The organism is Achromobacter sp. FW305-C-28 (assembly GCF_058783235.1).
The window spans coordinates 379,472-401,994 of sequence record NZ_JBYSYL010000001.1 but is presented as its reverse complement, the minus strand read 5'-3'; the positions used below and the strand labels follow the sequence as shown (position 1 = coordinate 401,994).

15 protein-coding genes are annotated in these 22,523 nt (G+C 68.0%); 3 read left to right on the top strand and 12 right to left on the bottom strand.

The features are described 5' to 3' along the window. Nucleotides 1-10 precede the first annotated feature (10 nt). From AC3WMR_RS01785 to axyZ, 6 genes are all read right to left on the bottom strand, one after another. On the bottom strand, nucleotides 11-805 hold the full coding sequence (locus tag AC3WMR_RS01785; RefSeq protein ID WP_492262433.1) for a metallophosphoesterase family protein: 795 nt from the start codon (nucleotides 803-805) through the stop codon (nucleotides 11-13). Next, the gene (locus AC3WMR_RS01780; protein WP_492262859.1) at nucleotides 802-1,776 is read right to left on the bottom strand and encodes a diacylglycerol/lipid kinase family protein; all 975 of its coding nucleotides are present in this window, start codon (nucleotides 1,774-1,776) and stop codon (nucleotides 802-804) included. The genes AC3WMR_RS01785 and AC3WMR_RS01780 overlap by 4 nt, the downstream gene beginning before the upstream one ends. A gap of 99 nt (nucleotides 1,777-1,875) precedes the next feature. Next, on the bottom strand, nucleotides 1,876-3,675 hold the full coding sequence (locus AC3WMR_RS01775; RefSeq protein WP_492262432.1) for a gamma-glutamyltransferase family protein: 1,800 nt from the start codon (nucleotides 3,673-3,675) through the stop codon (nucleotides 1,876-1,878). Between the two features lie 88 nt (nucleotides 3,676-3,763). Then, the gene (locus tag AC3WMR_RS01770; protein ID WP_025137048.1) at nucleotides 3,764-5,266 is read right to left on the bottom strand and encodes an ABC transporter substrate-binding protein; all 1,503 of its coding nucleotides are present in this window, start codon (nucleotides 5,264-5,266) and stop codon (nucleotides 3,764-3,766) included. A 255-nt stretch (nucleotides 5,267-5,521) separates the two neighbouring features. Next, the gene (locus AC3WMR_RS01765) at nucleotides 5,522-6,418 is read right to left on the bottom strand and encodes a LysR family transcriptional regulator (protein ID WP_492262431.1); all 897 of its coding nucleotides are present in this window, start codon (nucleotides 6,416-6,418) and stop codon (nucleotides 5,522-5,524) included. A 74-nt stretch (nucleotides 6,419-6,492) separates the two neighbouring features. Then, nucleotides 6,493-7,131, bottom strand: coding sequence for a multidrug efflux transcriptional repressor AxyZ (axyZ, locus tag AC3WMR_RS01760; protein WP_025137046.1), 639 nt, complete (start codon nucleotides 7,129-7,131; stop codon nucleotides 6,493-6,495). A 231-nt stretch (nucleotides 7,132-7,362) separates the two neighbouring features. Here axyZ and AC3WMR_RS01755 point away from each other — a divergent pair, with 231 nt between their 5' ends. Genes AC3WMR_RS01755 through oprZ form a run of 3 tightly spaced genes read left to right on the top strand, consistent with a single transcriptional unit; the run spans nucleotide 7,363 to nucleotide 13,069 of the window. Next, nucleotides 7,363-8,538 (top strand): MexX/AxyX family multidrug efflux RND transporter periplasmic adaptor subunit, encoded by a 1,176-nt coding sequence (locus tag AC3WMR_RS01755; RefSeq protein WP_492262430.1) that lies wholly within the window; start codon nucleotides 7,363-7,365, stop codon nucleotides 8,536-8,538. Nucleotides 8,539-8,543: 5 nt separating this feature from the next. Next, nucleotides 8,544-11,681 carry a multidrug efflux RND transporter permease subunit AxyY gene (gene axyY / locus AC3WMR_RS01750; RefSeq protein WP_492262429.1) on the top strand — a complete coding sequence of 1,046 codons (3,138 nt, stop codon included), beginning with the start codon at nucleotides 8,544-8,546 and terminating at the stop codon, nucleotides 11,679-11,681. Continuing rightward, entirely contained in the window at nucleotides 11,678-13,069 is a 1,392-nt protein-coding gene (gene oprZ / locus AC3WMR_RS01745) for a multidrug efflux RND transporter outer membrane subunit OprZ (protein WP_492262428.1), read from the top strand. The genes axyY and oprZ overlap by 4 nt, the downstream gene beginning before the upstream one ends. 12 nt (nucleotides 13,070-13,081) lie before the next feature. Here the strand turns inward: oprZ and AC3WMR_RS01740 are convergent, their stop codons facing one another. From AC3WMR_RS01740 to AC3WMR_RS01715, 6 genes are all read right to left on the bottom strand, one after another. Beyond that, complete coding sequence (locus AC3WMR_RS01740) at nucleotides 13,082-13,741, bottom strand: helix-turn-helix transcriptional regulator (protein ID WP_492262427.1); 660 nt, start codon at nucleotides 13,739-13,741, stop codon at nucleotides 13,082-13,084. A 53-nt stretch (nucleotides 13,742-13,794) separates the two neighbouring features. After that, on the bottom strand, nucleotides 13,795-15,264 hold the full coding sequence (locus AC3WMR_RS01735) for an efflux transporter outer membrane subunit (protein WP_492262426.1): 1,470 nt from the start codon (nucleotides 15,262-15,264) through the stop codon (nucleotides 13,795-13,797). Nucleotides 15,265-15,282: 18 nt separating this feature from the next. Further along, a complete protein-coding gene (locus AC3WMR_RS01730; RefSeq protein WP_492262425.1) occupies nucleotides 15,283-18,384 on the bottom strand; it encodes a MexW/MexI family multidrug efflux RND transporter permease subunit in 3,102 nt (1,033 codons plus the stop codon). A 16-nt stretch (nucleotides 18,385-18,400) separates the two neighbouring features. After that, on the bottom strand, nucleotides 18,401-19,531 hold the full coding sequence (locus AC3WMR_RS01725) for an efflux RND transporter periplasmic adaptor subunit (RefSeq protein ID WP_492262424.1): 1,131 nt from the start codon (nucleotides 19,529-19,531) through the stop codon (nucleotides 18,401-18,403). Nucleotides 19,532-19,717: 186 nt separating this feature from the next. Then, on the bottom strand, nucleotides 19,718-21,688 hold the full coding sequence (locus AC3WMR_RS01720; protein WP_492262423.1) for a BCCT family transporter: 1,971 nt from the start codon (nucleotides 21,686-21,688) through the stop codon (nucleotides 19,718-19,720). A gap of 124 nt (nucleotides 21,689-21,812) precedes the next feature. Further along, complete coding sequence (locus tag AC3WMR_RS01715) at nucleotides 21,813-22,436, bottom strand: TetR/AcrR family transcriptional regulator (protein WP_025137037.1); 624 nt, start codon at nucleotides 22,434-22,436, stop codon at nucleotides 21,813-21,815. Nucleotides 22,437-22,523 lie beyond the last annotated feature (87 nt).

The window sequence follows — 22,523 nt, the reverse complement described above, 5'->3', positions numbered from 1 at the left end:
CGTGCCCTCGCTATCCCGACACCAGGGTCTTGTCGACCGGGGCGAAGGCGTGGGTGGCGGCGGCGTAGTCCCAGCGCTCGACGTGGCAGACCTGGCCATCGCCCGAGGGTTCGCGCGTGATGAGGTTGACCGAATTGGGAATGCTGCCGCGCACCCGGCGCGAGCAGGCGGTGCCGGCCTGCACCACCCAGCCGGCTGCGAGCGCCGGGTCTGCGCTGGCCGGCAACACGTACGGCAGGTGGATGTGGCCGCCCAGGATCAGGTCGATGCCGGCCTGGGCCCAGGCCGCCAGCGCGCGTTCGCGGCCGAACAGCAGGTTGTGGCGGTCGGACTCGACCTTGGCGCGCACCGGATGGTGCGCCACCACGACCCGCAACTGGCCCGGCCTGGCCTGGCGCAGGCGCTGCGCCACCCGGGCGATCTGCGTGTCGGAGATCTCGCCATCCTTGTGGCGCCGCGGCCGGGTCGTGTTGACGCCGATGGCCAGCAGCCCGGCGTTCTCGAAGACGGGCTCGAGCACGGCGCCCAGCGCGCGCTTGTAGTTGCCGTAGGGATTGAGCGCCCGGGCAAAGACGTTGTAGAGCGGAATGTCGTGGTTGCCCGGCACGGCCAGCACCGGCAACGACAGGCGCTCGATGAACTTGCGGGCGGCGGCGAACTGGCCGCGGCGGGCGCGCTGGGTGATGTCGCCGCTGATGACGACCAGGTCCGGCGACAGCGACCGGGCCAGGTCCAGCGCGGCCTCGACGACGGGTTTGCGCTCGGTGCCGAAGTGGGTGTCGGAGAACTGCAGGATGCGCGTCATGGGCGCCCCCCGGCATCCGCCTGCGCCGGCACCACCAGCGGCAGGGGATGCTCGGACACCTTGAATTCAAGCGGAGTGTCCATCCAGGAGATTTCACCGTCCATCGCGACCTTGACCCGGTGGCGTCCGCGGATGCCCACGGTGAGACGATCGAAGGCGAAGCTGATGACGTGTTCGGCCTCGCCCAGGCGGCTGAAGAGGCCACGCAGCAGCAGGCCGTACAGCGCCAGCGTGCCCACCGGACGCGCGGCCATGGCGACCAGGCGGTTGCGGTCGAGTTCGGTGGGGTCAATGCCGATGTGTTCGAGTTGCAGGCGATTGTTGCCGACCACCAGGGTCGGCGAGCGCAGGTCGCGCGCACGCCCTTCGTATTCGAGCCGCAGGCTGAGCTGGCGCGGCGCGCGCAGCAAGGTCACCAGGCCGGACCACAGGGCCACCAGGCGGCTGCGGCCAAAGCGCTGCTTGTAGGCCTCGCGGTCTTCGAGCAATTGCGGATACAGGCCCAGGCTGGCATTGACCAGGAAGAGGCGGCCGTTGAGCATACCCACCTGCACGGGCCGCAGCTCGCCGGCCAAGAGGCTGCGCAGCGCGGGTTCGGTGTCTTGCGAGATGCCGTAGCGGCGGCCGAAGTAGTTGAAGGTGCCCTGCGGCAGGATGCCGAACGGCACGCCCTGCCCCACCACCTGGCTGGCCACCGCGTTGAGCGTGCCGTCGCCGCCCGCGGCCACCACGATGCCTTGCGCCTCGCGGGCCTGGGCCACCGCCGCCTGCGCGGTCTCGGTCAGCCGCGACGGGTCGTCGACGGGCATCAGCTGGTAAGGCCGGCCGGCCTCGTCGAGCACGCGGCGGATGGTGTCCTGCAACACCTGCGCGTCGCCGCGCCCGGAGCCGGTATTCAGGACGATGAAGAGAGGTTCTTGTCCCGTCAGGGGACGAGCCCCTGTCATCGGGCTCTGCTGGTTTGGCGTCATGGGCAAAAGATAGCCCATGGCGGCAAATCGCCGCAACCGCGGCGGCTCGCGCGGCTGCGCAAGCCGCCGCGCGGCCCTGAGGGCCGATGGCCTGAAGGCCTAGCGACCGACGGCGTAGGCCTGCATCAAGCGAGGCGTGGCCGCGGCGTGCAGCAGGCCGTCGGCGTCGCGCGAGGCGGCGGTCAGGCGGCCGACCGACCATTGCGGTACTTCCTCGATCTGGTGTCCGCGCGCACGCAAAGCCTCGATGGTGTCGACGCCGAAGCCGCTTTCGACCGCCAGATGGCCCGGCTTGCGGTCCCGCGGATAGAACGACGACGGGAAGTGCATGGTGTGCGACATGGGCAGGTCGATGGCTTCCTGCAGATTCAAGCCATGGTGCACGTGGCGCAGGAAGAACAGCAGTTGCCACTGTTCCTGCTGGTCGCCGCCCGGGGTGCCGAAGGCCAGGTAGGGCCGGCCGTCGCGCAAGGCCAGGGACGGCGTGAGCGTGGTGCGCGGGCGCTTGCCGGGCGCCAGCGTGCCAGGCAGGCCTTCTTCCAGCCAGAACATCTGGGCGCGGGTGTTCAGACCGAAGCCCAGTTCCGGGATGACCGGCGAAGACTGGAACCAGCCGCCCGACGGCGTAGCCGAGATCATGTTGCCCCAGCGGTCGATGACGTCCACGTGGGTGGTGTCGCCGCGCTTGACCGAGGCGCGCATGTCGGCCAGGGTCGGCTCGTTGGTGACGCTGCCGGGCGCCGAGACCTTGGACAGGCGTTGCAGGGTGTCCATGACGCGGGCGACCTGGGCTTCGAAGCCGGGAATCAGGCCGGGTTGCAGTTCGTGCGAGGCCTGTTCGCCGATCAGGGCGCGGCGCGCGGCGTTGTAGTCGTCGGACAGCAACGGGTCCAGCGGCACGTCGACGAAGGCCGGATCGCCGTAGTAGGCCTCGCGGTCGGCGAAGGCCAGCTTCATGGCCTCGGTGACCCGGTGCACGAATTCGGCGCTGTTCGGCCCGACGCCGGCCAGGTCCATCTCTTTGAGCAGCGCCAGCGTTTGCAGGAACACCGGCCCCTGGCTCCAGGCGCCCGCCTTGGCGACGGTGTAGCCGTGGTAATCGTACGTGGCGGGCTTGTCGTAGCTGGCCGACCAGCCGGCCAGGTCGTCGGCGGTGATGACGCCGCGATGGCGTTCGCCGCTTTCGTCCATGACCTCGTTGCCGCGGGCGAACCGGTCGATGGCCTCGGCCACGAAGCCACGGTAGAACGCGTCGCGGGCGGCCTCGATCTGGCGTTCGCGGTCGCCGCCGGCCTGTTCGGCGGCCTGCAGCACGCGCGTCCAGGTGCGCGCCAGCGCGGGGTTGCGGAACAGCTTGCGGGCTTCGGGCACATTACCGCCGGGCACGTAAATCTCGGCGGTGGTGGGCCAGTGGGTCTGGAAGAAGTCCTTCAGGCCGGCGATGGTGTTGGAGATGCGCGGCATCAGCGCATGGCCGTGCTCGGCGTAATAGATGGCGGGTTCGAGTACGTCGCGCACCCGCATGGTGCCGTGGTCGCGCAGCAGCTGCATCCAGGCGTCGAACGCGCCGGGAATGACGGTGGCCAGGAGGCCGTTGCCGGGGATGAGTTTGAGGCCTTCGGCGCGGTAGCGGTCCAGCGTGGCGCCGGCGGGGGTGGTGCCCTGGCCGCACAGCACTTCCAGCTTCTGGGTGCGGGCGGAATAGAACACCGCGGGCACTTCGCCGGCCGGGCCGACCAGGTGGGGTTCCACCACTTGCAGCACGAAGGCCGAAGCGACACAGGCGTCGAAGGCGTTGCCGCCGCGTTCCAGCAGCGACATGCCGGCCGAGCTGGCCAGCCAGTGGGTAGAGGTCACGACACCGAAGGTGCCGAGGATTTCCGGGCGAGTCGTAAACATGGTGCGATCCTGTTGCGGACGGCGGGAGGCCGGTGGCCGCAGCAATAAGTAAAAACGGGACCCGTTTGCCGGGTCCCGCGATCAGGGCTTATTTCTTGGCGAGGCTGACGCCCTTCAGGCGGATCAGGCCATCGGGGTACGGCACGAAGCCGTCCAGCTTCTTCTGCGCGCCGAAGGTCCAGGGCAGGTAGAACAGGTAGACGATGGGACGCTGGTCCTGCATGACCGACAGCACCTTGTCGTACATGGCGCGGCGCTTGGCCGTGTCGGGTTCGGCGCGGGCGTCATTGAGCAGCTTGTCGGTTTCCGCGTCGCAGAACTTGCCGTCGTTCAGGTTGCCCTTGCAGCTGAGGTACTGGTGGATGTTGCCGCTGGGGTCGACCCGGCCGGACCAGCCGCTTTGACCGACTTCGAAGTCGCCGCGAGCCAGCGACGATTGCAGCGAAGCGAATTCGACCGGACGCAGAGTGATGTCGAAGCCGGCTTCGGCGCCCATGGCCTGCACCAGTTCGAACACCTGCTGCATGGTGGTGTTGTTGCCGAAGGTGATCTCGAACTTGACGCGGTCAAAGCCCGCTTCCTTCAAGAGCGCCTGGGCCTTCTTGGGATCGCGGCCGCTGTGCTCGAACGACTTGTTGTAGGCAAAGCTGGCCGGCGGGAACGGCTGGTAGGCCGGCTGGTACTGGCCTTCGCCGATGACCTGGTTGAGCACGTCGCGGTCGATGGCCAGGTCCAGCGCCTGGCGCACGCGCTTGTCTTTGGCCAGCGGGTTGTTGGCGCGCGCGCCATTGCCCAGGTTGACGGAAATCGACTGGAAGCCCAGGCCCGTGACCGGCGCCAGGCGCAGGTTGGGGTCGTCCTTGACGGCCTTGGCGTCGCTGGGGGCCACCCGCTCGATGATGTCCAGGTCGCCGGCGCGCAGGTTGTTCAGGCGCACGGTGTTGTCGGGAATCGGCGTGAAGACGACGCGGTCGAAGTGATAGTTGCCGGCGTCCCAGTACTTGGGGAATTTCTCGAGCACGATGCGGTCGTTCTGGACCCGTTCCTTGAACTGGTAGGGGCCCGAGCACACGGGCTTGCCACCCGGGTCTTTGTCGAACGAGGCCGGCGAGATCATCATGCCGGCGCGGTCCGACAGCTGCGACAGCAGCGAGGCGTCGGGTTCGGCCAGGTGCAACACCACGGTCTCGGCGTCCGGCGCATCGACGCTGGCCACGGTGGCCAGTTCGCTCTTGCGGTTGCTGTCGGGCAGCGTGCGGGCGCGATCCAGGTTGGCCTTGACCGCGGCGGCGTTGACCGGGGTGCCGTCATGGAACACGGCGTCGGTGCGCAGCTTGAAGGTCAGCGTCTTGTTGTCGGGGCTGGTGGACCAGGACTGCGCCAGCTGCGGCACGAACTTCAGGTCCGGGGTGATGTCGACCAGCTTGTCGCACAGCGAGGCGAACACGATACGGCCCACGAAAGTGCGGGCGCGCACCGGGTCGAGCACGTCCGGATCGTCTTGCAGGCCGATACGCAGCGTGGACTGGGCGTGCGCCAATCCGCTGGCCAGCATTCCCGCCATGGCCATGGCGAGGCAAAGTTTACGCATGAATGATCTCCGTCGATTCAGGGGGTCGGCTTCCCTGCCCGCCAGCGGCGCGCCGCCCGGCAATGAGGGAACAGACCCTGAGCCGTGCTGCATCGCCGGGCCCATCCCCCCGTTGCGCACGTTCTTGTTGGATTCTGCGCCAGGCGCGCGGCGATTGTATAGAGCGGCGGCTGTCGAAGGCCTAAATGGCCTGCCCGGCGACCGCCTTGCGGACGCCCCCGCCTGTGAAACGCCCCGGCCCCCAGGCGGGCGCCGTCACGGCAGCCGGCAAGGCGCCGAGAAATCCACGGCCGCCAGCACCGATTCCCGCAGCCGGGCGACCAGCGGGCGGGTATCGTCGCGCCGGTGCTGGAAGGAATACGGCAGCGCGGCCGGTTCCGGGTCGCCTTGCAGCACGGTGAGGCTGCCTTCCGCCTGCAGCGCCTGAGCCCAATGGCTGGGCAGCAGCCCGACGCCGGTGCCCTCGATCAAGAGACCCGCGATGGCGCCCCAGTTGTTGCACGAGAGCCGTTGGCCGGCGATGTCGCGCCCAGCCAGCCAGTCGTCGATGATGCGGGTGGTGCCCGCGCCTTCGGGCAAGGTCACCAACGGCAGCCGAGCCAGCAGCGCGGGCGACATGCGGGTTTCGCCGCCCAGCACCGCCGGGGCCGCGGCCCACGAGAACGCGGCCTGGCCGATGGGCGACGAGGCAATGTTGGCCCGCGACGAACGTCCGGCGATGACCGCGAAATCCAGTTCGCCGTCGGCGACCCGCTGTTCCAGCACCTGGCCGATGTCCACGTAGGGCTCCAGCACCAGGTCGGGATAGACGGCGCGCACCACGCCGATCAGGCGTGGCAGCCAGGTCAGCGCGGTCAATTCGCCGACGCCAAAGCGGCAGCGGCCGCGCAGGCCGGGCGTTTCGGCCAGGGACGCACGGATCTGGTCGGCCGCGGCCAGCAGTTCGCGCGCCTGCGGCACCAGCCGCTGGCCCGCATCGGTGAGCACGGCCTTGTGGCCACCGCGGTCGAACAGCGGCTGACCCAGCGCTTCTTCAAGCTCGGTGATGCGCTTGGACAGCGACGACACCGACAGGTGCAGGCGCTCGGCCGCCACGGCGAAACTGGCGCAGGTGGCGGCCCAATAGAAGGCTTCGAGTTGCTTGAGGGTCATGCCCGGATTGTAGGGGCGCGGTCCGGCGCCGGGCGATCCCGGCGCGGCGGGTGGCCTGGGGCGTTCAGGCGCGCTCAGGCGCCTTGCGGCAGCCGCAGTTGCGGCGACAGGCGCAGGGTGTCGATGGCGGCGCGGAGCATGCGCTCGACGCGCGGCCAGATATCGCCCTTGAGGCGGTCGGACCAACAGATGGTGCCGAACACCCCTTCGATCAGGGAATGCAGATAGACATTGGACAGGCGCACGTCCAGGGCGCGCGGCAGGTCGTCGCGGCTGACGGCGGCGCGCAGCAGTTTTTCGGACGTGCGCAGGGCGTGGCGTTCCCACAGGTCGCGCCGGCGCAGGAGCGGCGCGTTCTCGTCGCTGCGTTCGCACTTGAGGTACAGGATTTCCAGCACGCGCTGCACCGAGCCTTCTTCAGCGTAGATCTGCACGTACTGGCGCATGGAGGTATAGAGCGATTCGAGCGCCTCGCCCTCGGTCGACACCCGGGTCATGGGTGCGGCTTCGCCCAGCGCGCGGTCGCACATGGCGATGCAGACATCGATCTTGTTCTTGTAATGGCCGTAGACGGCGCCCCGGGACACGCCCGCGAAATCGGCGATATCGCTCATGGTGGTGCTGGCGACGCCTTTGGACAGGAACACGTGTTCGGCAGCGTCCAGGATGCGGTCGCGGGTGCGTTGGGACTCTTCTTTCGTCTTGCGGGCCATACAAAGATCTCCTTGAAAAGGGTTGACGGGAAAGGGACAAGAAAACGGCGGCCCGACTTGCGGCGGCCGCCGATGGCGCACTGTAAATATGTGTGCAGGCGCCAGCATACTTTTGAACAAAACAATTAATCAAGCATGACGGATTAAATGATAGACTTCGAGCCCCACAGGGAAAACCCGCGCACTTCCCTCTCTCGCCCTCCCCGGGCGCACCACAATAATTTTTAGAAAATGACGCACCGAGTCCCCCTGAGAGCGCTCGCTCTCGCAACCGTAGTGGTTCTTGTTTCCGCTTGCTCGCCCAAGGATGCTTCTGAAGCCGCCAAGGCGCCCGCCGAAGTCGGCGTCATCGTGGCCCGGCCCACGCCCACGGCCGTGGCCAGCGAACTGCCCGGCCGCCTGGAGCCTTATCGCGAGGCCGAGGTCCGCGCCCGCGTGGCTGGCATCGTGATCCGCCGCCTGTATGAAGAAGGCCAGGAAGTCACGCGCGGCGCACCGTTGTTCCAGATCGATCCGGCGCCGCTGCAGGCCGCCTACGACTCCGAGGCCGCGTCGCTGGCCCGCGCCCAGGCCAATCTGTCGGCCGCGGCCGACAAGCTGCGCCGCTACGCCGACCTGGTGTCGGACCGCGCCATCAGCGAACGCGACCACGCCGAAAGCGTGGCCCAGGAACGCCAGGCCCGCGCCGAAGTGGCGCTGGCCCGCGCCAACCTGCAAAGCGCCAAGCTGAAGCTGGACTACGCCCGCGTGACCTCGCCGATCGACGGCCGCGCCCGCCGGGCGCTGGTGACCGAAGGCGCGCTGGTGGGCGAAGGCCAGGCCACGCCGCTGACAGTGGTGCAGCAGCTGGACCCGATCTACGTCAACTTCTCGCAGCCGGCGGCCGAGGTCATACAGTTGCAGAAGCAGATTCGCGCGGGCGCCGTACAGGGTGTTGCCCCCGACCAGGTGCGGGTGCGGCTGGTGCTGCCCGACGGGTCGGAATACGGGCGCGGGGGCACGCTGTCGTTCTCGGACCTGGCGGTGGACCCCGGCACGGACAACATCACCCTGCGCGCCGTGTTCGACAACCCCGAACGCGAACTGCTGCCCGGCATGTACGTGCGGGTGCGGCTGGAGCAGGCCGTCAACCGCGACACCTACCTGGTGCCGCGCAACGCGCTGCTGCGCGGCGCTGATGGCGCGCACCTGCTGGTAGCGGGTGATGACGGCGCGTTGCGCAGCATTGCCGTGACGGCGCATCGCCTGCTGGGCCCGAACTGGGTCATCACGCAGGGACTGTCGGGCGGTGAACGCGTGGTCGTCGAGAACGTCACGCAGCTGGCCCCCGGCCAGACGATCAAACCGGTCGAGCGCGCGGCGCCCACGGCGCCCGCCCCGGCCGCAGGAAACCAGGAAAAAAGGTAACCGCCATGGCGCGTTTCTTTATCGATCGCCCCGTCTTTGCGTGGGTGATCTCGCTGCTGATCGCGTTGGTCGGCCTGTTGTCGATCCGCGCGCTGCCGGTGGCGCAGTACCCGGACATCGCTCCGCCCGTCGTGAACATCGGCGCCAGCTACCCGGGCGCGTCGGCCAAGGTGGTCGAAGAGGCCGTCACCGCCATCATCGAACGCGAGATGAACGGCGCCCCGGGCCTGATGTACACCTCGTCCAGCAGCGATTCGACCGGCTGGGCCAGCATCAACCTGACCTTCAAACAGGGCACCAACCCCGACATCGCGGCGGTGGAAGTGCAGAACCGGCTGAAGGCGGTCGAGCCGCGCCTGCCCGAATCCGTGCGCCGCGACGGCGTGCGGGTGGAAAAGGCCGCCGATAACATCCAGCTGGTGGTGTCGCTGAAGTCGGACGGCAGCCTGGACGACATGCAGCTGGGCGAACTGGCGGCGTCCAACGTCCTGCAGGCGCTGCGGCGCGTGGAGGGCGTGGGCAAAGTGCAGTCGTTCGGCGCGGAAGCGGCGATGCGCATCTGGCCCGACCCCGCCAAGCTGACCGCGCTGTCGCTGACGCCCGGCGACATCGTGACGGCCCTGCGCAGCCACAACGCACGCGTCACCATCGGTGAACTGGGCAACCAGGCCGTGCCGAAGGACGCGCCGCTGAACGCCAGCATCGTGGCCGGCGAATCGCTGCACACGCCCGAGCAGTTCGGCAACATCCCGCTGCGCGCGCAGCCGGGCGGCGCCACCCTGCGCCTGAAGGACGTGGCGCGGGTGGAACTGGGCGGCACTGACTATATGTACCTGTCGCGGGTGAACGGCCTGACCGGCACCGGCCTGGGCATCAAGCTGGCGCCAGGATCGAACGCGGTCGAAACCACCCGCCGCATCCGCGACACGATGCGCGAGCTGGCGCAATACTTCCCGCCCGGCGTCACCTGGGACATTCCGTACGAGACCTCGACCTTCGTCGAGATCTCGATCCAGAAGGTGCTGATGACGCTGCTTGAGGCCGTGGCGCTGGTGTTCTGCGTGATGTACCTGTTCATGCAGAACCTGCGCGCCACGCTGATTCCGACGCTGGTGGTGCCGGTGGCGCTGCTGGGCACGCTGGGGGTGATGCTGGCGCTGGGCTATTCGATCAACGTGCTGACCATGTTCGGCATGGTGCTGGCCATCGGCATCCTGGTGGACGACGCCATCGTGGTGGTCGAGAACGTCGAGCGCATCATGGCCGAGGAAGGCCTGTCGCCGCATGACGCCACGGTCAAGGCCATGGGCCAGATCAGTGGCGCCATCGTCGGCATCACGGTGGTGCTGGTGTCGGTGTTCGTGCCGATGGCGTTCTTTGACGGTGCCGTGGGCAATATCTACCGCCAGTTCGCCGTGACGCTCGCCGTATCGATTGCCTTTTCGGCATTCCTGGCGCTGTCGCTGACGCCGGCGCTGTGCGCCAGCCTGCTCAAGCCGATTCCCGCCGGCCACCACGAAAAGCGCGGCTTCTTTGGCTGGTTCAACCGCGCCTTCGCGCGACTGACGGTGCGCTACACGGCGCGGGTGTCTGGCGTGCTGGCGCGGCCGGTGCGCTTCGGCCTGGCCTACCTGCTGGTGATCGGCGTGGCCGCGCTGCTGTTTGCGCGGCTGCCGTCATCGTTCCTGCCGGACGAGGACCAGGGCAGCTTCATGGCCATGGTGATCCTGCCGCAGGGCTCGCCCCAGGCCGAGACCATGGCCGTGGTGAAGGACGTGGAACGCTACATGATGGAGCACGAGCCGGTGCAGTACGTGTATTCGGTCAACGGCTTCAGCCAGTACGGCAGCGGCCCGAATTCGGCCATGTTCTTCGTGACGCTGAAAGACTGGAAGGAACGCCGCGCGGCATCGCTGCACGTGGACGCGGTGGTCAAGCGCATCAACGCCGCCTTCGCCGACCGCAAGAACCTGATGGTGTTCGCGCTGAACTCGCCGCCGCTGCCGGACCTGGGCTCGACGTCGGGCTTTGACTTCCGGCTGCAGGACCGCGGCGGCCTGGGCTACCAGGCCCTGACCGAGGCGCGCCAGAAATTGCTGGCGGCCGCCGCCAGGCATCCGGCGTTGACCGAAGTGGTATTCGCCGGCCAGGAAGAGGCGCCGCAGCTGCAACTGCGCGTGGACCGCGACAAGGCGCAGGCCATGGGCGTGCCGATCGACGAGATCAACACCGCACTGGCAGTGATGTATGGGTCGGACTATATCGGCGACTTCATGCTAAACGGCCAGGTGCGGCGCGTGATGGTGCAGGCCGATGGCAAGCGCCGCGTCGACGTCGACGACATTTCGCGTCTGCACGTGCGCAACCTGCAAGGCCAGATGGTGCCGCTGTCGGCCTTCGCCACGCTGAAGTGGGACATGGGCCCGCCGCAGCTGAACCGCTACAACGGCTTTCCGTCGTTCACGCTGAACGGGTCGGCGGCGCCGGGGCACAGCAGCGGCGAGGCCATGCGTGCGATGGAAGCGCTGGCGGCCGAGCTGCCGCGCGGCATCGGCTTTGACTGGTCGGGGCAGTCGTACGAAGAACGGCTGTCCGGCAACCAGGCGCCGGTGCTGTTCGCGCTGTCGGTGCTGATCGTGTTCCTGGCCCTGGCTGCGCTGTACGAAAGCTGGTCCATCCCGCTGGCCGTGATTCTGGTGGTGCCGCTGGGCGTCATCGGCGCACTCTTGGGCGTGACGGTGCGCGGCATGCCCAACGACATCTATTTCAAGGTCGGCCTGATCGCCACCATCGGCCTGTCGGCCAAGAACGCGATCCTGATCGTGGAAGTGGCCAAGGACCTGGTGCGCGATGGCCAGGGCGTTCTGTCGGCCACGCTGGAAGCGGCGCGGTTGCGGCTGCGGCCCATCGTGATGACCTCGCTGGCGTTCGGCGTGGGCGTGCTGCCGCTGGCGCTGGCCACCGGCGCCGCGTCCGGCGCGCAGGCGGCCATCGGCACGGGCGTGCTGGGCGGGATCATCACGGCCACCGTGCTGGCGGTGTTCCTGGTGCCGCTGTTCTTTCTGATCGTGGGGCGCATGGTTAGCATGCGCGCCCGTCCCGCGCGGCCCCCGGCCCGCGAATCGCTGGAGACCACGCCATGAAGTCCATGGCCATGACCCTGCTGGCGCTGGCCTTGTCCGGCTGCTCGCTGGCGCCGACCTATGAGCGCCCTGCGGCGCCCGTCCCGGCGCAGTACGACACGCCGGCCCAGGCCGGCCAGACCGCGCCGCCGCAAGACTGGCGCGCCTATTTCAACGACCCGGCGCTGCAAGCCTGGATCGAAGCGGCGCTGGCCAACAACCGCGACCTGCGCGTGGCGGCGCTGCGCATCGAAGAGGCGCGCGCACTGTACGGCGTGCAGCAGTCGGAACGCCTGCCCGCCATCGACGGCAACGGCGAATTCAGCCGAGGCCGCACCGTGGAACCCGGCCAGCCGCGCATGCCGGTCGCCAACCGCTACCGTGCCGCCGTCGGCATCACCGCGTTCGAGCTGGATTTCTTTGGCCGCGTGAAAAGCCTGTCCGACGCGGCGCTGTCGCGCTACCTGGCCAGCGCCGAGGCGCACCGCGCCGCCACGCTGGCGCTGGTGGCCGAGACCGCCACGGCCTACTTCAACCAGCGTTCGCTGGCCGAGCAACTGCGCCTGACGGACAGCACGCTGGCCCTGCGCGAGACGACGCTGACACTGACCCGGCGCCGCTTCGATGCCGGCCTGGAAACCGCCATAGGCCTGCGCACCGCCGAGATGCTGGTGGAAACCTCGCGCGCCACCCGCGCCGACCTGATCCGCGAGGCCAGCCTGGCGCGGCATGCGCTGGGCCTGTTGGCAGGCGATTTCTCGCTTACGGCGGGCATCGACCCGGCGCCGCTGGAAAGCCAGAACCTGACGCCACTGGCGGCCGGCCTGCCGTCGGACCTGCTGATGCGCCGCCCCGACCTGCGCCAGGCCGAGAACGTGCTGCGGGCGGCCAACGCCGACATCGGCGCGGCGCGCGCGGCCTTCTTTCCGTCGGTGCAACTGACCACCGACATCGGCACCACCGCCGGCAGCTTTTCGGACCTGTTCAGCGCCGGCACCGGCAGCTGGACCTTCGCGCCGCGGCTGACGCTGCCGATCTTCAACGCCGGCCGCAACCGCGCCAACCTGTCGCTGGCCGAAACCCGCCGCCACATCGCGGTGGCGCAGTACGAAGGCAGTGTGCAGGCCGCGTTCCGCGACGTGGCCGACGCTCTGTCGGCGCGCGATGCGCTGCGCGACCAGATCGAGGCGCAGCGGAAAGTGCGCGACGCCGACCGCGAGCGCCAGCGACTGGCCGAGCGTCGTTATGCGCGCGGCGTGGCCGACTACCTGGAGATGCTGGAAGCCCAGCGCAGCCTGTTCGAATCCGAACAGCAATACATCCGGCTGCAGCAGCGCCGGCTGGTGAATGCGGTGGATTTGTACAAGGCCCTGGGCGGCTGGGACGACGGCCGCGATCCGGCCTCGTAACGTCGCCGGCTGTCAGGGGCGCGCGCCGACGCGGTAGGCGCAGCGGCGTGCGCCCAGCAGGATGTGTTCTTCACGCTCGACGCGCACGCCCTCGCCCAGCGCCCGCCGGAACAGTTCCAGTTCGCTGCGACAAAAGCCCATACAGGCCTGGGCCGCCGCACAGATCGGGCAGTGGTTTTCGATGAACAGGAAATCGTCGCCGTCGCGGCGCATTTCGGCCATGTAACCTTCGGCCGAGCGCTGCTGCACCAGCCGCTGCAATTGTTCTTCGAGCGTGGCGGCGCCTGCCAGCGCCTGCCGGTAGCCGGTCAGCATGGCGGTTTCACGCACCGAAATCAGCTTGTCCACGCCGTCTTCGCCGAACACCTGGCGCACGGCGTTGATCATCTGCACCGTCATGTCGGCGTGGGTGTCCGGAAAGCGGCGGTGGCCCGCGTCGGTCAGGAACCAGATCTGGGTGGGCCGCCCGCGCCCGGCGCTGCGGCTTTCCGAGTCGACCAGTCCGTCGGCATGCAGCCGCGTCATCTGCTGGCGTACCGCTTCGGCCGTGACCTCCAACTGGCGTGCGATGGCCGCCACGGACTGCGGGCCGCGCGTCTTCAGGGTCATGAGAACGCGGTCCGCAGGCTGGTGCGGCTGCCAGGTAACGGGTTTGGACAGGTTGTCGGACATGGAATCAGGGTTGGGCGCCAAGCCCCTATGGTGCCACGAACCGCGTCCCCGGGTCAGCCGGCGGCGGCCGGTGCGGCGGCCGTCGACGGCGCATGGCCAGCCTCGGCGGGCGCCTCCCAGCCGCCGCCCAGCGCCTTGTACAGCGCCACCAGGCTGGTGTAGGACTCGGTTTCTGCCACCGCCACGGCGTCCTGGGCGCGCAGCAAGGTGCGCTGCGCGTCCAGCACCGTCAGGTAAGGCGTGCTGCCTTCGCGGTAGCGCAGCCTTGCCAGGTCGGCCGCGCGGCGGCTGTGCGCGGCGGCCTCGGCCAGGTTGCCCAGGCGCTGCTGGGTCTGGCCGTATTGCGTCAGCGCCCCTTCCAGTTCCTCGACCGCCTGCAACACCGTCTGCTCGTAGCGCGCCGCCTCGCCTTGCGAACGCGCCTGCGCCGCGCGCTTGCGGGCCAGGGCCGTGGGCAGGTTGAACGCCGGCCAGTTCACGCCCGGCGTCACGCTGAAGGCGCGGCTGGCCGCCGAACCGAAGTCGCCGCCGCGCAGGGCCACGAAGCCCAGGAAGCCGCCCAGGTCGATGCGCGGATACAGCTCGGCGGTGGCCACGCCCACGTCGGCATTGGCCGCGGCGCGGTTGCGCTCGGCGGCGGCCACGTCGGGCCGGCGGGCCAGCAAGGCGCCGACATCGCCAATGGGCAGGCGCGCGGCCAGCGGCGCTTGCGGCGTGGCGGCGTCCAGCTCGCCCAGTTCCACCGGCCGCAGGCCCGCCAGCACCGCCAGGCGGTAGCGCGCCAGGCGGCGGGCGGTTTCCTGCAAGGGCACGCTGGCCTGCACGGTTTCCAGTTCGGCACGGGCGCTGGCCAGGTCGCCTTCGTCGCCACGGCCGGCCGACACCATCGCCTGGATCACGCGCAGGCTGTCACGCTGGCTGTCCAGATTGGCGCGCGCCACCGCCAGGCGCTGTTCGGCGCCGCGCAGCTCGAAGTAGTTGCGCGCCACTTCGGCCGCCACCACGATGCGCGCCTGCACCAGGTCGGCGGCCTGCGCTTCGCTGCGCGCCGCGGCGCCTTCGGCCGCCCGCCGCAGGCGGCCGAACAGGTCGATTTCCCAGGTGGCATCGAAGCCGGCCCGGTAGCTCTCGGCCAGGCTGCGCTGGCCCGGCACGCCCGAATTCTGCTGCGACAGGCTGCGTTCGACGTTTCCGCCAAGCGTCACCGTGGGCAGCTGGTCCAGCTGTTTCTCGTCGAGCACGGCACGCGATTCGGCCAGACGGGCCTGGGCAATGCGAATGTCGTGATTGCGTTGCAGCGCCAGGGCGATCAGACGGTCCAGTTGCGGGTCCTGCAACTGCTTCCACCAGTCCGCCTGCAAGCGGTCGGTGGAAAACAGCGCCTGTTCCGGGCTGGCCAAGGTCACTGCCGCGTCTTGCGGCTTCCGATAGTCGGGGCCGACGGCGCAGCCGGCGGCGGCCAGCGCGGCCAGCAGCGTCACGATGCCGCGGCGCAGGCGCAGGATTAGATCGGGATGTTTCATGGTCGTTTCCTCTATGCCTCAGTGCGACGGCGCCGGTTGCGCGTCTTCGGCCTGCGCCTGGGCCAATTCACGGGCGCGCGGCGTATCGTTGGCGGCGCGGTGGTCGCGGGCCAGCACGGTGTAGACGGTGGGCAGCACGAACAGCGTGAACAACGTGCCCACCAGCATGCCCACCACGATCACCAGGCCCAGGCTGTAGCGGCTGTGCGCGCCGGCGCCGCTGGCGAACAGCAGCGGGATCAGGCCCACCACCATGGCGGCGGTGGTCATCAGGATGGGGCGAAGGCGGATGCGGGCGGCCTGCTCCATGGCGCTGCGACGGTCCAGCCCGTGGCTGACCTGCATCTCGTTGGCGAATTCCACCATCAGTATGCCGTGCTTGCTGATCAGCCCGATCAGCGTCACCAGCCCGATCTGCGTGTAGATGTTGATGGTGGCCATGCCCAGCGCCAGCGGAATCAGCGCGCCGCAGATCGACAGCGGCACGCTCACCAGAATGATGAACGGGTCGCGCAGGCTTTCGTACTGCGCCGCCAGCACCAGGTAGATGACGATGATGGCGAACATGAAGGTGATCATCAGCGCCGAGCCTTCCTGGCTGAACTGGCGTGCGTCCGACTGCCAGTCGTAGCTGAAGCCGGCCGGCAGCGCCTGGGCCTGGCGCGTCAGGAACTGCACCGCGTCGCCCATGGTCACGCCCGGCATCGGGATAGCCTGGAAGGTGGCGGCGTTGAGCTGGTTGAACTGGGTCAGCTTGTTGGGTTCGACGCCCATCGACACCGACACGATGTTGGATAACGGCACCTGCGCGCCGCTGGCGCTCTTGACGTAGTACTGCGCCAGCGATTCCGGCGAAATGCGCTGCTGCCGCAGGCTTTGTGGAATCACGTCGTACGAGCGGCCGTCCATGCCGAAGCGGTTGACGTAGTTTTCGCCCACCAGCACGGCCAGCGTGTCGCCCACGGCCTTCATGGTGACGCCCAGGCTGTTGGCCTTGGCGCGGTCCACCTTCAGCTGCACCACCGGGTTGTTGTAGTCCAGGTCGCTGTCGACCACCATGAACAGGCCGCTTTCGCGGGCCGCCTGCTTCAGCGTTTCCATGGCTTCATACACGACGGGGTAGTCGGCCGCGCTCATGATGACCATCTGCACCGGCAGGCCGCCGGTGGAACCTGGCAGCGGCGGCAGCTGGAAGGCGAAGATGTTGCTGCCTTCGATCTGGTTCACCCTGGACTGCATGTCGGCCTGGATCTGGTCGGCCGAGCGCTTGCGGTCCTGCCAATCCACGAAGTCGACTCCGCCGATGCTGTTGGCCACGCCGTCCGAGCCATTGATCAGCCAGCGGCCCTTCTGTTCGGGCAGCGTGGCCATGACGTCGTCCCACTGCTTGCCGAATTTCTCGACGTAGTCGATGTTGGCCTGCTGCGGCGATTTGATGGCCGTGAGCACGGTGGACTGGTCTTCGACCGGTGCCAGTTCGCGCTGGGCGGCGTTGTACAGGAACGGCAGGCTGGCCAGCACCGCCACGGCCACCAGGCCCGTGACCCAGCGGTGATGCAGCGACATGTCCAGCAGGCGGCCGTAGGCATCGCCCAGCCGGTTGAAGAAGCGCTCGGCGCGGCGCGCCATCCAGCCTTCGGACACGTGGCTGTTGAGCATGAACGAACTCATCACGGGCGACAGCGTCAGCGCGATCACGCCCGACACCACCACCGCGCCCGCCAAAGTGAAGGCGAATTCCTTGAACAGCGACCCCGTCAGCCCGCCCATCAAGCCGATGGGCGCGTACACCGCCGCCAGCGTGATGGTCATGGCGATCACCGGGCCGGCCACTTCACGCGCCCCGATCAAGGCGGCGCGTACCGGCGACTTGCCTTCTTCGATGTGGCGGTGCACGTTTTCGACCACCACGATGGCGTCGTCCACCACCAGGCCGATGGCCAGCACCATGGCCAGCAACGTCAGCAGGTTCACGCTGAAGCCGAACAGCGCCATGATGGCGGCGCCGCCCAGCATCGACAGCGGAATCGTCACCACCGGGATCAACACGGCGCGCAACGATCCCAGGCACAGGAAGATCACCGCCACCACGATGATGATGGCTTCCATCAGCGTATGCACCACGCCGTCGATCGATGCGCTGATGAAGCGCGCCAGCTCGAACGGCACCTGCACGCTGGTGCCCGGCGGCAGGTTCTGCTTGATGTTGGGCAGCAGTTCATTGAGCCGCTTGACGATCACCAGCGGGTTGCCCACCGGCGTGGCATTCAGGCCGAAGTACACCGCGGGTTCGCCGTCCATCAGGCCGCTGGAATCGGTCGAGGCCGCGCCCAGTTCCACGGTCGCCACATCGCCCAGGCGCACAATGGCGTCGCCGTCGCGCTTGATGACCATGTCGCGGAATTCCGCCACGTTCACCAGGTCGGTGTTGACCTTGATGTTGGACGCCACGTACAGGCCCTTGACCTGGCCGGGCGCGGCCTGCACGTTGTTCTGGCGCAGGGCATCGTCCAGCTCGCTGGCCGAGATGCCGCGCGCCGCCATGCGGTTGGGGTCCAGCCAGACTCGCATCGCCAGCTTCTGGCCGCCGTAGAGTTCCACGCTGGCGACCCCTTCGATGGACGACAGCTGCGGCTGCACCACCCGCGACAGATAGTCGGTCAGGGCCGGCAGCGCCATGGTGGTGCTGGAAAATCCGACATAGGCCACCGCCGTCGCCTCGCCGGCCGACTTCACCAGCACGGGGTCGTAGGCATCTTGCGGCAAGCGGTATTTGACTTCGTTGACCTTGGCCATGACCTCGGTCATGGCCTTGTTGGAATCGGCATTGAGCTTCATGCGCACCGTGATCACGCTGCGCCCCTGGGTCGAGGACGACGACAGGTAGTCGATGCCTTCGACCGTGGCGACAGACTGCGCGATGGGTTGCGTGACGAACCCCTGCATCAGGTCGGGCGAGGCGCCCGGGTATTGCGTGGTGATGGTGATGGTGGTGCTTTCAGTAAGCGGGTACTGGCGGATCGGCAGGCCGCTCAGGGCGCGCAGCCCCATCAGCAGGAGCAGCGTGCTGACCACCAGCGCCAGCACGGGCCGGCGTACGAACAGATCGGTGAATTTCATGTCAGGCTCCGCGCGCTCACCGGGCTTGCGCCACGGATTGGGTGCCGGCGTCCAGCGCCACGGTGTCCTGGGCGCTGATCTCGACGGCCGCGCCGTTGTGCAGGCGCAATTGGCCCGAAGTCACTACCTGGTCGCCCGGCTTCAGGCCTTTGGTGACCACCACCCGTCCGCGGGTGCGTTCGGCCGTCTGCACATAGGCCTGGGCCACGGTCGGCGAGGCCGAGGCGTCGCCCGTCTTGGGCGGCACCACCACATAGACCGAATCGCCGTAGGCGCTGTAGCTGACGGCGGTTTCCGGCACGGTGATCACGCCCGGGCGCGGCGGCAGCAGCACCTTGCCATGGGCGAACATGCCCGCGGCCAGCGCGCCGTCGGCGTTGGCCAGCGTGGCCTGCACCCGCACGGTACGCGTGCCGGGATCGACCTGCGGCTCGATGGTGGTGACAGTGCCTTCGAACACGCGGTCGGCATGGGCGTCGACCGTCACCGCCACCGGCTGGCCGGCCCGCAGCGCGCCCAGGGCCTGTTCGGGCAAGGTGATGTTGGCGTAGACGCTGGCCGCGTCGGTCAGCGATACCAGCGGGTCGCCGGCGCGGGCGAACTGGCCCAGGTTCACGCGGCGCACCCCCAGCACGCCGTCAAACGGCGCCTTGATGCGTTTTTGCTCGATCAGCGCCTGGATGCGCTTGATGTCCCCGGCGGCCTGGTCGTAGTCGGCCTGCGCCTGGTCCAGCTGTTCCCGGGTGGCGGCCTGCAGCGGCACCAGGCGGCGGGTGCGGTCCAGCAAGGTCCGCGCGTTCTTGGCCTGGGCCTGCAGCCGGGCCAGCTCGCCCTGTTCGGGTGCGTCATTCAGTTGCACCAGCAGTTGGCCGGCGCGGACCCGGTCGCCCGCGGTGAACAGGATCTGCGCCACCCGGCCATCCACTTCGGCGGGCACCAGCACCTGGCGGGTGGCCTCCAGCGAGGCAATGCCCGACAGCGCCACGGGGAAGTCCGCCTGCACCGCAGGGGCCACCGCGACCTTGGCCGGCGCCATGGCCCAGCCGCCCTTGTGCGACGCCCCGCCGAACTTCCAATACAGGCCGCCGCCCGCCACCACCGCCACGACCAGGATGCCGGCCGCCCATGCGCCAGATGTTGCCTTCATGATTCGCTCGCTAATTTATCAAAGGAATGGCTTGGATAATCCGCGAAATCCCGAAGGAAGTCAAAATACCTAAAGTAATGTTGAGGATTGATAAATCCTATCGACGAAAAAAAGCCGCCGGCACGAAGCCGGCGGCGGGGCGATGCGGGGAAAGACAGCCGGGCCGGCACGGGACCGGCCAGGCGTCTAGGTGCGCACCATATGCAGGTAATGGCGGTGGCGTTCGTACTGGTCCAGGATGTCGCCAATGACGGCGTCGCGGCTCCAGCCCATGATGTCGTAGTCCTGCCCGCCTTCGCGCAGATGCACTTCGGCGCGGAAATACTTGCGTTCTTCTTCGTCGGCCGCCTCTTCGGGCGTCAGGCTGGGGCGCACGAAGGCCCGCGGCTGCACCGAATAGAAGAAGTCCAGGTGCTCGCCATGGTTCACTTCCAGCACGGCGCTGCCCTCGTCGGCGTCTTCCTTGACCACGACGTCGTAGCCCTGCTTGCGCAATTCGTCGGCCACGTCTTCCAGCGCGGGCGTCACCACGTCGGACACGAAACGCACCACGTGGGCCCGGCGCGGCATCATCACCATATTGCGCAGCCGGCGTTCCCACGACTGGCCGCCGCGTGTCGGCCGCGACAGGGTCAGCGACTGGTAGCGGATGCCGCGCTTGGTGGCGTCCAGCTTCAGCGCCTTGAACAGGCCCCACAGCGACAGCAGCAGGATGATCGAGAACGGCAGCGCGCTGGCGATGGTGGCCGTCTGCAATGCCGTCAGGCCGTCGGCCAGCAGCAGCGCGATGGCCACCGCCCCCATCGACAGCGACCAGAAGATGCGCTGCCACACCGGCGTGCGGTCGGCGCCGCCGGAGGCCAGCAGGTCGACCACCAGCGCGCCGGAGTCGGCCGAGGTGACGAAGAACACGGCTACCATGGCGACGGCGAAAATCGACATGATGCTGCTGAAGGGCAGCAACTCGAAGAAGGCAAACAGCGCCAGCGCGTTGTCGTCCTTGACCGTTTCGGCGAAACCCTTGACCCCGTCGACCAGGATGAAGTGAATGGCGGTGTCGCCGAACACCGTCATCCAGAACAGCGTGAAGCCGGCCGGCACGAGCAGCACGCCGCTGACGAATTCGCGGATGGTGCGGCCGCGCGAGATGCGCGCGATAAACAGGCCCACGAACGGCGACCACGCGATCCACCAGCCCCAATAGAACAGCGTCCAGCCGCCGATCCAGTCGGACGGCTCGTAGGCGTACAGGTTGAAGGTCTTGTTGACGATGTCGGACAGGTAGGCGCCGGTGTTCTGCACGAAGGTCTGCAGCAGGAACACGGTGGGGCCGGCCACCAGCACGAACAGCAGCAGGATCACCGCCAGCACCATATTGGCTTCGGACAGGATGCGGATGCCCTTGTCCAGGCCGCTGGCCACGGACAGCGTCGCCAGGCCGCAGGTGATGACGATCAGGATGATCTGCGGAATCACGCCCACCGGAATGCCGAACAGGTGGTTCAGGCCGCTGTTCATCTGGGCCACGCCCAGCCCCAGCGACGTCGCCACGCCCAGCACGGTGCCGATGATGGCGAAAACGTCGACCGCGTGGCCGATGGGGCCGTGGATGCGGTTGCCGATCAGCGGGTACAGCGCCGAACGCAGGGTCAGCGGCAAGCCGTGGCGAAAGCTGAAGAACGCCAGCGTCAATGCCACCACCGCGTAGATGGCCCAGGCGTGCAGGCCCCAGTGGAAGAACGTGATCTTCATGGATTCGCGCGCGGCGGCGGCGGTGGCGCCCTCGCCCACCGGCGGCGACATGAAGTGCATGACCGGTTCGGCCACGCCGAAGAACATCAGCCCGATGCCCATGCCGGCCGAGAACAGCATGGCGAACCAGGTGAAATTGCGATAGTCGGGCTCGCTGTGGTCGGGCCCCAGCTTGATGTCGCCATAGCGGCTGATGGCCAGAAAGGCCACCGACAGCAGGATGATGGCGACCACCAGGATGTAGAACCAGCTGGCGTTGCCCAGGATCCAGCGCTGGATCGATTCGAACAGGTTCTGCGCGGTCTTGGGCGCCGCGATGGCAAAGCCCACCAGCAGCAGGGTGAACAACGCGGCCGAAAAGAATACCGGTCGGTTGATCGTGGATGGTCGGGTTTCTGAAGACATGCTGCGGCTCCTTTCGCCCGAGGGATGCGGGGCTGCGGCGCTGGCCCCCTCAGTCCAGCCGGCGCGCCGCCGTTATTACTATCATGCCGCGCGCCCGTCTGACAAACCGGCGGGCGTCCTGCCCTTAATCCGGGCCGTGCTCGCCGAACACGACGCGGCGAAAGAATCCGGCCAGCACCGATTCGGTGGTCTCGGCCGTGACGCCCTGCGGGTCGAAGGCGAAGCTGAAGTGCATGCCGTCGGACAGCGCCAGCAGGCCGATGGCCAGTTCGCGTGCGGGCATGGGCAACGGTGTGCCTACCCGCTCGGAAAACTGGCTGACGTATTCGGTGGTGGCCTGGCGCAATTCGCGCAGACAGGCCGTGAAGCCGACCCGGAATTCAGGGTCGCGGGCGGCCTGCAGCTTGCCTTCCATCCAGAGCAGGAAGCATTCGTTGTCGCGGAAATGGGTGCTGTAGTAGTGCAGCACGCTGGCTTCCATCTGCTCGCGGGTTTCGCCCGCATCGAAAATGGCGCGCATGTCGGCCATGACGTTGTCGTGGTCGCGCTTGAGCAGTTGCAGGAACAGGTCGGATTTGCTTGCGAAATTGGAATAGAACGCGCCGCGCGTGTAACCGGCGAGCTCGGCGATGTCTTCGACGCTGGCGGCGACGAAACCCTTGGACAGGAAGATCGATTGCGCGGCATCGAACAGGCGCTGGCGCGTCTGGTCGCGGCTTTGCTCTCGGGTAAGGCGGACTTTTGACATGGGGCGATTCTAGCACCGCCACGCATTTCAGATTCATACTTGTATTTGAATACATAGCTGCATTAGAATCCATGCCGTATCGGATTG

Excerpts from the sequence above, each read along its gene's own strand:
- AC3WMR_RS01775 (WP_492262432.1), bottom strand. The coding sequence starts at position 3,675 with ATGTTTACGACTCGCCCGGAAATCCTCGGCACCTTCGGTGTCGTGACC.
- AC3WMR_RS01730 (WP_492262425.1), bottom strand. The coding sequence starts at position 18,384 with ATGAAATTCACCGATCTGTTCGTACGCCGGCCCGTGCTGGCGCTGGTG.
- AC3WMR_RS01765 (WP_492262431.1), bottom strand. The coding sequence starts at position 6,418 with ATGACCCTCAAGCAACTCGAAGCCTTCTATTGGGCCGCCACCTGCGCC.
- AC3WMR_RS01725 (WP_492262424.1), bottom strand. The coding sequence starts at position 19,531 with ATGAAGGCAACATCTGGCGCATGGGCGGCCGGCATCCTGGTCGTGGCG.
- oprZ (WP_492262428.1), top strand. The coding sequence starts at position 11,678 with ATGAAGTCCATGGCCATGACCCTGCTGGCGCTGGCCTTGTCCGGCTGC.
- AC3WMR_RS01740 (WP_492262427.1), bottom strand. The coding sequence starts at position 13,741 with ATGTCCGACAACCTGTCCAAACCCGTTACCTGGCAGCCGCACCAGCCT.
- AC3WMR_RS01785 (WP_492262433.1), bottom strand. The coding sequence starts at position 805 with ATGACGCGCATCCTGCAGTTCTCCGACACCCACTTCGGCACCGAGCGC.
- axyY (WP_492262429.1), top strand. The coding sequence starts at position 8,544 with ATGGCGCGTTTCTTTATCGATCGCCCCGTCTTTGCGTGGGTGATCTCG.
- AC3WMR_RS01735 (WP_492262426.1), bottom strand. The coding sequence starts at position 15,264 with ATGAAACATCCCGATCTAATCCTGCGCCTGCGCCGCGGCATCGTGACG.
- AC3WMR_RS01720 (WP_492262423.1), bottom strand. The coding sequence starts at position 21,688 with ATGTCTTCAGAAACCCGACCATCCACGATCAACCGACCGGTATTCTTT.
- AC3WMR_RS01770 (WP_025137048.1), bottom strand. The coding sequence starts at position 5,266 with ATGCGTAAACTTTGCCTCGCCATGGCCATGGCGGGAATGCTGGCCAGC.
- AC3WMR_RS01780 (WP_492262859.1), bottom strand. The coding sequence starts at position 1,776 with ATGACGCCAAACCAGCAGAGCCCGATGACAGGGGCTCGTCCCCTGACG.
- AC3WMR_RS01715 (WP_025137037.1), bottom strand. The coding sequence starts at position 22,436 with ATGTCAAAAGTCCGCCTTACCCGAGAGCAAAGCCGCGACCAGACGCGC.
- axyZ (WP_025137046.1), bottom strand. The coding sequence starts at position 7,131 with ATGGCCCGCAAGACGAAAGAAGAGTCCCAACGCACCCGCGACCGCATC.
- AC3WMR_RS01755 (WP_492262430.1), top strand. The coding sequence starts at position 7,363 with ATGACGCACCGAGTCCCCCTGAGAGCGCTCGCTCTCGCAACCGTAGTG.